This window comes from Pseudomonas sp. DC3200b2, from assembly GCF_049895785.1.
Lineage (GTDB): Bacteria > Pseudomonadota > Gammaproteobacteria > Pseudomonadales > Pseudomonadaceae > Aquipseudomonas > Aquipseudomonas massiliensis.
The window spans coordinates 50,559-61,957 of sequence record NZ_JAFCTA010000006.1; the positions used below are offsets into that span (position 1 = coordinate 50,559).

The window sequence follows — 11,399 nt, forward strand, 5'->3', positions numbered from 1 at the left end:
ATACCCTCTTATGCGCGCAGGAAGTCGAGCACGCGCCGGCTGAACGGCCCGCCGACTTCCACGTTGGACAGGTGGGCCGCATGGAATACTTCGTGCTCGGCGCCCTTTACCCGCTGCTGGATGAACTCGCCGCCACTGGGTGGCGTCACCGCGTCCTGGCTGCCGGAGATGATCAGCAAGGGCGCCTGGATGCCTGCCACTTGCTCACGGAAGTCGGCATCGCGCACCGCGCCACAGTTGGCGGCATAGCCGTCCGGCGAAGTGGCGGCAAGCATGTCGGTGATACGCTTGGCCTGGGCGGGTTCGCGTTCAGCGAACTCAGGCGTGAACCAGCGAGCGATGGAGGCATCGCGCAGGCCCACCATGGCCGCTTCCCTGTCGCGCAGCACGGTCTCGATACGGGTGTTCCATACCTCGTCGTTGGCGATCTTGGCCGCGGTGTTGCAGATGACCAACCGGTCCAGCCGGTTGCCCGCATTGATGCCCAGCCACTGCCCGATCAACCCTCCCATGGACAGGCCGCAGAACGAAAACCTTTCCAGCGACAATGCGTCGACCAAGGCCAGCACGTCCCGGCCAAGCTGTTCGATGCTGTACGGGCCTTCGGTCACCAGCGACTGGCCGTGCCCACGGGTGTCGTAGCGCAACACGCGAAAGTGCTCGGTGAAGGTCGGGATCTGGGTGTCCCACATGCCCAGGTCGGTACCGAGGGAGTTGGACAGCACCAGCACAGGTGCCCCTTCAGGGCCATCGAGCCGATAATTGAGTTCGCCATCGGCGAGTTTGACGCGTGCCACGTATACCTCCTTTCAAGCATCCAGACGGGTATGTTCAGTCACGGCGCGCTGAACCCAACGCTGCGCCTGACCCAGGTAGTGTGCGGGGTCGAGCAGCTGGTCGAGTTCGGCAGGCGAAAGCTCGGCGGTCACTTCGGGGGTATCGCCGAGCACCTCGCGCAGGTGCCGATGCTCGGCCACGGCGCGCTTGCAGCACTGTTCGATCAAGTGGTGGGCGGTATCACGGCCCAGGCGCTGGGCCAGCACGATACTCACCGCTTCGGCGAGCACCAGCCCATGGGTAAGCTGCAGGTTGCGGCCCATGCGCTCGGCGTCCACTTCCATGCCATTGGCGAAGCCGATGGCCTGTTCCAGCGCGCCGGATACCAGGCAGCACAGCTCCGGAAGGGTGTCCCATTCAGCGTGCCAGAGCCCGAGGCTGCGCTCGTGTTCCTGCGGCAGCGCGCTCAACAGCGTAGACACCAGTCCCGGCGCGCGGGTGGCGGTGGCGATCATGACGGCAGCGCCCACCGGGTTGCGCTTGTGCGGCATGGTGGAAGACCCCCCCTTGCCGGGCGCGGAGGGCTCGAACAGTTCGGCCGCTTCGGTCTGCATCAGCAGGCTGATGTCCCGCCCCATCTTGCCCAGGGTACCGGCCAGCAAGCCAAGCAGGTTACCGAACTCTGCCAGGCGATCGCGATGGGTATGCCAGGGCTGCTCAGGCAGGCTCAGTTCTAGTGCCTGTGCCAGGGCCTCGGCCACGGGCCAGGCCTGATCGCCCAATGCAGCCAGGGTGCCGGAGGCGCCACCGAACTGCACCACCAGCAAGCGAGGCTTGAGTTCACGCAGGCGTTGGCGATGCCGATCCAATGCGCCCAGCCAGCCTGCAAGCTTCATTCCAAGCGTGACCGGCGTGGCGTGTTGCAGCCAGGTTCGGCCAGGCATGGGCAAGGCTTCGTAACGCTGGGCCTGCTCGGCCAGGCGGTCGGTCAGTTGCTGCAGGGCGCCTTCCAGCCACGCCAAGGCGTCACGCATTTGCAATACCAGGCCGCTGTCCATCACGTCCTGACTGGTCGCGCCCAGGTGAACATAGCGCTCGGCGCGTGGGTCGGCGCTCGCCACCTGCCTGCCAAGCATCTTCACCAGGGGAATGGCCGAGTTACCACCACCCCCCACTGCCAGCGCCAGGGCTTGCGGGTCGTACAGGCTTGCCTGGCAAGCGGCTTCGATCACTGGCGGCACGTCGGCCGGAATCAGCCCGGTGCGCGCCTGGGCGCGGGCCAGGGCCGCTTCGAAGTCCAGCATGCCCTGAATGCGCCCGTGGTCGGAGAATATCCGGCGCATGCCCGCGGCACTGAAATAGGCATCGAACAGGCTGTTGGTCGGTCTCTGGCTCATGGTGTCCTCATGCCAAGGGCGCGCCATGCCAGGGCGCGCCATGCGGAATCAATGATCGTGGTGAAGATAGGCAGCCTGGCGTGGCAGGCGGAAGCTGAACAGGAACGCGATGACCAGCATCACGGTGACGTACCAATAGAAGGCATTTTCGTTGCCAGCGCTTTTCAGGCTGAGCGCCACGAACTCGGCCGACCCACCGAAGACTGCGTTCGCCACCGCATAGGACAGCCCAACGCCGAGCGCGCGTACCTGTGGCGGGAACATCTCGGCTTTCACCAGCCCGCTGATCGAGGTGTAGAAACTTACGATCGCCAGGGCCAGGGTGATCAGCGCAAAGGCGATGATCGGGTTGGTCACGGTTTTGAGCGCCATCAGGATAGGCACTGTGCACAGGGCGCCGAGGGCACCGAACCAGAGCATCGAGTTGCGTCGGCCGATGCGGTCCGACAGCGCGCCGAACAACGGCTGCATGCACATATAAACGAAGAGCGCGCCGGTCATGATGAAGCTGGCCGTCTCCGGGCTCATCTTGGCGGTGTTGACCAGGTACTTCTGCATGTAGGTGGTGAAGGTGTAGAAGATCAGCGACCCACCGGCGGTGTAGCCCAGCACCGTGATGAATGCCAGACGGTGGTGCTTGAACAGGCTTTTCAGGCTGCCGGCGTCCTTGTCGTTGCGCGTTTGCGGGCTGAGGGTTTCCTCGAGCGAGCGCCGCAGCAGCAGCGAAACGAACGCGGCCAGGGCGCCGATCACGAAGGGGATGCGCCAGCCCCAGGCCATCAACTCGGCCTTGTCGAACATCTGTTGCAGGATCACCACCACCAGCACGGCCAGCAACTGGCCGCCGATGAGGGTTACATACTGGAAGGAGGCGAAGAACCCGCGCTGGCCACGCAGCGCCACCTCACTCATGTAGGTCGCCGTGGTGCCGTACTCGCCGCCCACCGAGAGCCCTTGCAGCAGGCGCGCCAGCAGCAGCAATACCGGGGCCGCCACGCCAATGCTCTGGTAGGTGGGCAGGAACGCGATCATCAGCGAACCGGCGCACATCATCAGCACCGCGATCATCATCGAGGTTCGCCGGCCGTAACGGTCCGCTACCCGGCCGAAGAGCCAGCCGCCGATGGGCCGCATGAGAAAGCCCGCCGCGAACACACCGGCGCTCTGCACCAGTTGCACGGTAGGGTCATCGGAAGGAAAAAAGGACGGCGCGAAATAGAGCGCGAAGAACGCGTAAACGTAGAAGTCGAACCATTCGACCAGGTTGCCCGAAGACGCGCCGACAATAGCGAAAATCCGCTTGCGCCGCTCTTCGCCCGTGTAATGAGTTGTTGTCATGTGTTGTTCTCGTCAGGGGATACGGAAGCGCTACCGTACCACCACAGACAATCGCCCGAAACGCTCCAGGCCTTGCGTGGAAGCCTGGAGTGTTTCGGAGGATTGAATGAACGCGCCGGTTAAACTCGCTCCAGCGCCAGGGCCACGCCTTGCCCTACGCCCACGCACATGGTGGCAAGGGCTTTCTTGCCGCCGCTGCGCTCGAGCTGGTGCACGGCAGTGACTACCATCCGCGCGCCAGTCATGCCCAGCGGATGGCCCAGGGCGATACCGCCGCCGTTGGGGTTCACCTGCGGCGCATCATCGGCCACACCCAGGTCGCGCAGCACCGCCAGGCCCTGCGAGGCGAAGGCTTCGTTGAGCTCGATCACGTCGAAATCGGACATGGCCAGGCCCAGGCGCTCGGTGAGCTTGCGCACCGCGGGCACCGGGCCTATGCCCATCACCCGCGGCGCGACCCCGGCACTGGCGAGGCCGAGAATCCGCGCGCGTGGCTTCAGGCCATGCTTTTTCACCGCTTCGGCCGAGGCGATGATCAGCGCGGCGGCACCGTCGTTCACACCCGAGGCATTGCCCGCGGTGACGGTCTTGTCTGGGCCGTTGACCGGCTTGAGCCGAGCCAGGGCTTCCAGGGTAGTGTCGGCGCGAGGGTGCTCGTCGGTGTCGACAACGGTTTCGCCTTTCTTGCCGGGAATACGCACCGGCACTATTTCTTCAGCGAAGAATCCCGAGGCCTGCGCGGCCGCGGCGCGCTGCTGGCTGCGCAGGGCGAAGGCATCCTGATCGGCGCGGGACACGTTGTAGTCATCGGCTACGTTATCGGCTGTCTGTGGCATCGAATCCACGCCGTACTCGGCCTTCATCAATGGGTTCACGAAGCGCCAGCCGATGGTGGTGTCTTCGATTTTCATGTTGCGTGAATAGGCGGTTTCCGCCTTGCCCATCACGAAGGGCGCGCGGGACATGGACTCTACTCCGCCGGCGATGGCAAGTTCGATCTCGCCCGCGGCGATGGCACGGAAGGCTGTGCCGATGGCATCCAGGCCCGAGGCGCAGAGGCGGTTCAAGGTAATGCCCGGCACGCTCGGCGGCAGCCCTGCCAGCAACGAGGCCATGCGGGCCACGTTGCGGTTGTCCTCGCCCGCCTGGTTGGCGCAGCCCATGAACACTTCGTCCACGGCGCTCCAGTCCACCTGCGGATTGCGCTCCATCAGCGCCTTGATCGGAATGGCGGCCAGATCGTCCGCGCGGACTGAAGCCAGCGCGCCACCGAAGCGGCCGACCGGTGTACGGATGGCATCACAGATAAAGACGTCGCGCATCAGGCTTCTCCCGGTGCTTGGCCGTGGGCCGCGGCGGTACGGGCTTCGAGATCGCGCAGAGCGGTCAGCTCGGCGTCGGTAGGCTCGCCGGTGGTTGTCACCTGCTCTGCGAAGCGGATCGGCCAGCCAGTAGCGGCGGTGATCTGCTCACGGGTCACGCCCGGATGAATGGAGGTCACCACGAACTCGTTGGTACCGGCCTCCGGCTCCATGATGCACAGGTCGGTGATGATTCCCACCGGGCCCGCGCCTGGCAGGCCGAGGCGCTTGCGCGAGTCGCCGCCCTCGCCGTGGCCGACGGAGGTAATGAAATCGAGCTTTTCCACGAAGCTGCGGTGGGATTGCTTGAGGATGATCAACACGCTCTTGGCCGAGCCGGCGATTTCCGGCGCGCCGCCAGCACCTGGCAAGCGGACCTTGGGCGCGTGGTAGTCACCTACCACCGTGGTATTGATGTTGCCGAAGCGGTCGACCTGGGCAGCGCCGAGGAAGCCTACATCGATACGGCCGCCTTGCAGCCAGTAGCGGAAGATCTCCCCGGTAGGAACCACGGTATCAGCCGTTTCGGCCAGCTCACCATCACCAATGGACAGCGGCAGCACGCTGGGCTTGGCGCCAATCGGGCCTGACTCATAGATCAGCACTACATCGGGCGACGAAGTCAGCCGCGCCAGGTTGGCTGCCTTGGATGGCAGGCCGATGCCGACGAAGCAGACCGAGCCATTCTTCAACCGCCTGGCGGCGGCCACGGTCATCATTTCGGACGTGGAGTAAGTCATCAGGCGTTCCCCCCGGCTTGGCTGAGTTTGGCGCGGTATTCTTCGAAATCGCGGGTGCCGCGCACGTGCTCGTCGATCCAGGCAGTGAAGGTCTCCCGGTTACGGGCGATGGGGTCCCAATCCTGATAGAAGCGATTGTCCCGCTCGGTGTAGCCATGGGCGTAGGACGGATGCGAGCCGCCCGGTACCAGGCAGACGGCGCTCAGGGCCCAGGTAGGCAACACGCAAGCGTTCATCGGTGCCTGCAGGTCATCGACGATTTCCTCGACGGTGACGATGCAACGCTTGGCCGCCAGGGCTGCCTCCTTCTGTACGCCAAGTATGCCCCACAGCAAAACGTTGCCCTTGCGATCGGCCTTCTGCGCGTGAATCACGGTGACGTCCGGGCGCACCGAAGGCACGGCGGCCAATACCTCCCCGGTAAAGGGGCAGGTGACGCTCTTGATCAGAGGGTTCACCTTGGGCAGGTCGGAGCCTGCATAGGCACGCAGCACCGCGAAGGGCAAGCCGGAGGCACCGGCCACATAGGCATTGGCCAGGTCGGCATGGCTGTGCTCTTCGATTTCCAGTGCATGGGGCCATTGTTTTTCGACGGCGTCGCGCAGGCGGTGCAGCGAGCCCACTCCCGGATTGCCGCCCCAGGAGAAGATCAACTTGCGTGCACAGCCGGCGCCGATCAGCTGATCGTAGATCAGGTCAGGCGTCATGCGCACCAGGGTGAGGTCTTTCTTGCCCTGACGAATGAGCTCATGGCCAGCGGCGGTAGGAATCAGGTGAGTAAACCCTTCCAGGGCCACAGTATCGCCGTCATTGACGAACTGCTTCACGGCCTCGTGGAGGGAGAGTAGTTCAGCCATGTCGCAAGGACTCCTTCAGTGAGTCTGTATGAAGAGGCCGCCAACGGCGACCTGCTGCCGGGTGGGGTATAGAACCAGGACGTGGGAGCAGATTAAGACTCACCACGCCCACGAACAATCCGATAATCGAATATTAGTTCGATCACCGAACAAAAAGGGGCTCAGGTGGCGTCAGCGTGGCTGACCTTGCCCTTGATCAAGACTGCGGCGGTGGCTAGCACTGCAGGCACCAGCAATGCGGTGAGCACCTGGGCGAAGGTCCATCCGGCTCCCAGCAACGCGGCACCGCTGGAAGCGCCGACAATCGCGCCGAAGCGGCCGATACCCAGCATCCAGGACACGCCAGTGGCGCGGCCCTGGGTCGGGTAATAACGCGCCGCCAACGAGGGCATCGCCGACTGCGCGCCGTTGACACACATGCCTGCGATCAGCACCAATGTCGCCAACAAGGCCATGTTGCCCAGGCTCTGGCCCACGGCGTAGGCGAACAGACCCGCGAGCAGGTAGAAGGTGCCGATGACCTTGTGCGGGTTGAAACGGTCCATGGCCCAGCCAACCGCCACGGCGCTGAGCACGCCACCGAACTGGAACAGCCCGCCGATGAACGCTGCCTGTTCCATGCTGGCGCCGCTGTCACGCATCAGGGTGGGCAACCAGCTGGTCAGCAGATAAACGATGACCAAGCCCATGAAATAGGTCAGCCACAGCAGCAGGGTCCCGGCCTTGTAGGACTGCGAGAAGATCACCGCCAGTACATTGCGCGACTTGACCGTTGCCAGCTCTGGCACGCTGAAGCTTCCGGCCTGGGCCACCACGCTTGGGTTGATGGGCGCAAGCAGCTTGCGCACCGCTTCGACTCCACGCTTGCGCACCACCAGAAAACGCGCCGATTCCGGCAACCAGACCATCAGCACGACCAGCAGGATCAGCGGCAGGACGCCGCCGAGCAACAGCAGGCTGTGCCAACCGTAGGCGGGAATCAGCTTGGCGGAGATGAACCCGCCACCAGCCATGCCCAGGTTGAAGCCACAGAACATGCTGGTGACCAGCAACGACTTGAGCCGCTCGGGGGTGTATTCGGACAAGAGCGTAGTGGCGTTGGGCATGCCCGCGCCAAGGCCCAGACCGGTCAGAAAGCGCAGGATCATCAGCTGATCCAGGTTGGTGCTGTAGGCCGAAGCCAGGCTGAAGACGCCAAATACCGCGACGGCCACCACCAGCACCACTTTGCGGCCGAAGCGGTCCGCCAAGGGGCCGGAGCCCAGGGCACCGAAGACCATCCCCACCAGCGCGGCGCTCATCACCGGGCCGAGGCTCCCCTTGGCCAAACCCCAATCCTGGGACAGCGCCGGCGCGATGAAGCCCATGGCGGCCGTATCCAGGCCGTCGAGGAATACAATCAGAAAACAGAGGATCACGACCCGCCACTGAAAGCGGGATAAGGGCTGGCTGTTGATGAAGGTCTGGACATCGAGGCACTGGCCGATGGCATCTTGTGGGCGGTTCATTGTTCTTATTTACCTGTGACACGCGCAGGTAAGCGCACAGGTTCAGTCTAGCCCGTGAGCACTGCGCGATGAGTTGTGGTGAAGTGTTGTCAGGGGCGGTGCAAGCCGCGGCGACAGACGCGCGGAGGGGGCTGCGAAAGCATTCGATTCATGGGCCGGGCCTCTCGCTTTATTATGGGCCAGCGCGAAATCAGCGCCGGTGCAGCGACATTACGAGGGCCCCGCCGAGGGGTCAATTCGATAAACGCTTATCCGTTCGATGATCGAACGAATCCCTATTGGAACAACTGGCTGCTCAGGTCACGACTGGCCGCCAGCATGATGGGCAGGAAACGCTGCTCCAGCTCGCTACGGCTCACCCGGCCAGCGTGGGTACTCACATTCAAGGCCGCCAGCACTTGCCCGGAGGCGTCATATACCGGTACCGCGATGGAGCGCAGGCCCTGTTCAAGCTCCTGGTCAACGATGCACCAGCCCTGCTGGCGCACTTGCTCCAGGCACTGGGCCAGTTCTTCGCGGTCGGTCAACGTCTTGCTGGTCTTGGGCTGCAGGTCCACGTTGAGCAGGTACTCGCGCAGGGTGGCGTCATCCAGTGCCGAGAGCAGGATACGCCCCATGGACGTGCAATAGGCCGGCAGCCGTCCGCCCACGGAGAGATCGACCGAGATCAGCCGTTGCGTAGTGGCGCTACGAGCGATGTAGAGAATGTCTTCCCCTTCCAGGGTGGCCATGTTGCAGGCCTCGTGCAACTGCTCGCTCATGCGGTCCAGATAAGGCTGGGCGGATACCGCCAGCGGCGTCGATGACAGATAGGCATGCCCCAAGGTAAGCACCTTGGGCAGCAGCGAGTAAGTGCGGCCATCGGTAGTGGCGTATCCCAGCTTGATCAAGGTGTGCAGGCACCGCCGCACCGCCGCGCGGGGAATTTCCGTGCGATGGCTGATCTGGGCGATGGTCAGGTGCCGCTTGCGCTCCTGAAACGCCTGGACCACGGCCAGGCCTCGGGCCAGAGAGGTCATGAAGTCCGGATCTCCGGCAAAGGCCTGGATGCGTTTGGCGGGAGACGCAACGATCGGAGGAGCCAGGGAGCTGAAGGCGGTGCGCAATTGGTCGTTCATGGAGCCCTCCAGGCGTTTCGGATACGAACCTGAGGCCGATTATCGAACGATCGCCCGATAATCGCAATTGACCCCTTCCCCAAGCTCACTATACCTTTGAGGGTGCTGATGACTTCCTGGGAATACTGGTCAGGTACCCACCAGGGAAGTCAGGCATGCCTCGCTCCAGCGGGGCATTTTTTATGTGCGGATAGATTTGTATCGAACCTGTTTAAACTTTTCAGCGGGTTCGAGGATCCAAGTTCTATCCGATACCAACTGCAAGTTGGTTAAGGTTAGTTTGGCCAGGCTAATAGTTTGATACCAGGCCAAGTTGACCTTGCCCAACTTCAGGCGCTAACGTTGGCGCCGTACGGTTCAATGGTGCAATACAAGGGCACCGCCCCTGCGGCCCCGGCCTGATGAGGCCTCGCTCGCGAGGGTATCGTCCAGCAATCCACCCTGATATAGGTAAGCAAGTGACCAAAGACGAACTGCGCGCGGAACTCGAGCGCCAGGAGAAACGGTACAAGGACGTCTACGGCGGCGAAGTGACTACTTACGCTGCGCAACCTGATCCAGAACGCAAACCTTGGCGCAAACGCGCGAGTTTGCTGGACCAGGCATTCCAACAGGAAATCCAGAAGATTGAAAAGGAGCTCAGCGACCCTGCTCTGGCCGGGTAACTTGAGGCTCCTGTAGCCAATGGCGGCGCGTACACAGTAGGCGCCGCCATTGGCTCGATCATGACAGGCCAGAGCCTTCCCAGGGCCGGCCGGCAGCGAAGGGCATCGGCTCAGCAATTTTTCTGTCATAATCCGGCCCCCTTATCGGCTGGTCACAAACCTTCATGATCGAATTATTCAGCGGACTGGACGCCTGGGTCCTGATAAGCCTGTTCCTGGCGCTGGCTTTCGTCCTCGCCTTCGAATTCATCAATGGCTTCCATGACACCGCGAACGCGGTAGCGACCGTCATCTATACCAAGGCCATGCCGCCGCATCTGGCGGTGGTGCTGTCGGGGCTTTTCAATTTCCTTGGCGTACTGCTCGGGGGTGTTGGCGTTGCCTATGCGATCGTGCATCTGCTTCCGGTCGAGCTACTGATCAACGTCAATACCGGCCAGGGCCTGGCCATGGTGTTCTCGCTGCTCGCCGCGGCCATTGCGTGGAACCTGGGTACCTGGTACTTCGGCATTCCGGCCTCCAGTTCCCACACCCTGATCGGCTCGATCCTCGGCGTCGGCCTGGCCAATGCCATGATCAACCACATCGCGCTGGGCGAAGGCGTCAACTGGCAGAAGGCGATCGACATAGGCGCCTCGCTGGTGGTCTCGCCCATTGCCGGCTTCGCGGTCGCGGGGCTGATGCTGATAGGGCTCAAGCGCTGGCGGCCACTGTCCAAGATGCACAAGACCCCGGACCAGCGACGCAAGCTCGACGACAAGAAGCATCCGCCTTTCTGGAACCGCCTGGTGCTGGTGCTTTCCGCGCTGGGCGTCAGCTTCGTGCACGGCTCCAATGATGGGCAGAAGGGCATCGGCCTGATCATGCTGGTGCTCATAGGCATCGTACCGAGTCAGTTCGTATTGAACCTGACCAGCAGCACCTATGAAATCGAGCGCACCCGTGACGCTACCTTGCACCTGGCACAGTTCTACCAGCGCAACGCCGCGTCCCTGGGCGAGTACCTGGCCCTGGGCAAGAGCCTGCCCGGCGACCTGCCGAAGCAGTTCGAGTGCGACCCGCGGCAGACAGAACCCACCCTCGCCGCCCTGCAGGATAACCTGCACGGGGTAGCGGACTATCATGACCTGCCCGCGGACAAACGCATCGAAACCCGTCGCTTCCTGCTCTGCCTGGACGATACCGCTCGCAAGGTCAGCAAGCTGCCTGCCCTGGAGGCACGTGAGAAGGCCGATCTGGACAAGCTGCGCAAGGACCTGACCAGCACTACCGAATACGCCCCGTTCTGGGTGATCTTCGCCGTGGCCCTGGCGCTGGGCATCGGCACCATGGTCGGCTGGAAGCGCGTGGTATTGACCATCGGCGAGAAGATCGGCAAGCAAGGCATGACCTATGCCCAGGGCATGTCGGCACAGATCACCGCCGCCTTCGCCATTGGCCTGGCCAACGTATTCAGCCTGCCCGTGTCCACCACCCATGTGCTGTCTTCGGGCGTGGCCGGCACCATGGTCGCCAACCGCAGCGGCCTGCAGGGCAATACAGTCAAGAACATCCTGCTGGCCTGGGTACTTACCCTGCCCGCTACCATGGCCCTGGCCGCCGGGCTGTTCTGGCTGGCCTCCAAGGTCATGGCCTGAA

At 63.2% G+C, this 11,399-nt stretch carries 10 protein-coding genes; 2 read left to right on the forward strand and 8 right to left on the reverse strand.

The window, feature by feature from the left end; all coding sequences use genetic code 11:
* Window positions 1–8 precede the first annotated feature (8 nt).
* The 8 genes from pcaD to pcaR all read right to left on the reverse strand — a co-directional run bounded on the left by pcaD (window position 9) and on the right by pcaR (window position 9,096).
* Complete coding sequence (pcaD, locus tag ACP691_RS17470; protein ID WP_426151899.1) at window positions 9–797, reverse strand: 3-oxoadipate enol-lactonase; 789 nt, start codon at window positions 795–797, stop codon at window positions 9–11.
* Between the two features lie 12 nt (window positions 798–809).
* On the reverse strand, window positions 810–2,174 hold the full coding sequence (locus tag ACP691_RS17475) for a 3-carboxy-cis,cis-muconate cycloisomerase (protein ID WP_426151901.1): 1,365 nt from the start codon (window positions 2,172–2,174) through the stop codon (window positions 810–812).
* Between the two features lie 48 nt (window positions 2,175–2,222).
* A complete protein-coding gene (locus ACP691_RS17480) occupies window positions 2,223–3,512 on the reverse strand; it encodes an MFS family transporter (RefSeq protein WP_426151903.1) in 1,290 nt (429 codons plus the stop codon).
* A 119-nt stretch (window positions 3,513–3,631) separates the two neighbouring features.
* Entirely contained in the window at window positions 3,632–4,837 is a 1,206-nt protein-coding gene (gene pcaF, locus ACP691_RS17485) for a 3-oxoadipyl-CoA thiolase (protein WP_426152265.1), read from the reverse strand.
* Window positions 4,834–5,616, reverse strand: coding sequence for a CoA-transferase subunit beta (locus ACP691_RS17490; protein ID WP_426152267.1), 783 nt, complete (start codon window positions 5,614–5,616; stop codon window positions 4,834–4,836). The genes pcaF and ACP691_RS17490 overlap by 4 nt, the downstream gene beginning before the upstream one ends.
* On the reverse strand, window positions 5,613–6,470 hold the full coding sequence (locus tag ACP691_RS17495) for a CoA transferase subunit A (RefSeq protein WP_426151905.1): 858 nt from the start codon (window positions 6,468–6,470) through the stop codon (window positions 5,613–5,615). Before ACP691_RS17495 ends, ACP691_RS17490 begins: the two co-directional genes overlap by 4 nt.
* Window positions 6,471–6,631: 161 nt before the next feature.
* Window positions 6,632–7,978, reverse strand: a complete 1,347-nt coding sequence (locus ACP691_RS17500) for an MFS transporter (RefSeq protein WP_426151907.1) — start codon at window positions 7,976–7,978, stop codon at window positions 6,632–6,634.
* A 275-nt stretch (window positions 7,979–8,253) separates the two neighbouring features.
* Complete coding sequence (pcaR, locus tag ACP691_RS17505) at window positions 8,254–9,096, reverse strand: pca regulon transcriptional regulator PcaR (RefSeq protein ID WP_426151909.1); 843 nt, start codon at window positions 9,094–9,096, stop codon at window positions 8,254–8,256.
* A gap of 458 nt (window positions 9,097–9,554) precedes the next feature.
* On the opposite strand from pcaR, the gene ACP691_RS17510 reads away from it, so the two are divergent.
* Together ACP691_RS17510 and ACP691_RS17515 are read left to right on the forward strand one after the other, a co-directional pair.
* Window positions 9,555–9,761: a hypothetical protein gene (locus ACP691_RS17510; RefSeq protein ID WP_084596189.1), complete on the forward strand. Its 207-nt coding sequence runs from the start codon at window positions 9,555–9,557 to the stop codon at window positions 9,759–9,761.
* Window positions 9,762–9,925: 164 nt separating this feature from the next.
* Window positions 9,926–11,398, forward strand: coding sequence for an inorganic phosphate transporter (locus tag ACP691_RS17515; RefSeq protein ID WP_426151911.1), 1,473 nt, complete (start codon window positions 9,926–9,928; stop codon window positions 11,396–11,398).
* Window position 11,399: the final 1 nt, after the last annotated feature.

Excerpts from the sequence above, each read along its gene's own strand:
- ACP691_RS17475 (WP_426151901.1), bottom strand. The coding sequence starts at position 2,174 with ATGAGCCAGAGACCGACCAACAGCCTGTTCGATGCCTATTTCAGTGCC.
- ACP691_RS17480 (WP_426151903.1), bottom strand. The coding sequence starts at position 3,512 with ATGACAACAACTCATTACACGGGCGAAGAGCGGCGCAAGCGGATTTTC.
- ACP691_RS17495 (WP_426151905.1), bottom strand. The coding sequence starts at position 6,470 with ATGGCTGAACTACTCTCCCTCCACGAGGCCGTGAAGCAGTTCGTCAAT.
- ACP691_RS17500 (WP_426151907.1), bottom strand. The coding sequence starts at position 7,978 with ATGAACCGCCCACAAGATGCCATCGGCCAGTGCCTCGATGTCCAGACC.
- pcaR (WP_426151909.1), bottom strand. The coding sequence starts at position 9,096 with ATGAACGACCAATTGCGCACCGCCTTCAGCTCCCTGGCTCCTCCGATC.
- ACP691_RS17515 (WP_426151911.1), top strand. The coding sequence starts at position 9,926 with ATGATCGAATTATTCAGCGGACTGGACGCCTGGGTCCTGATAAGCCTG.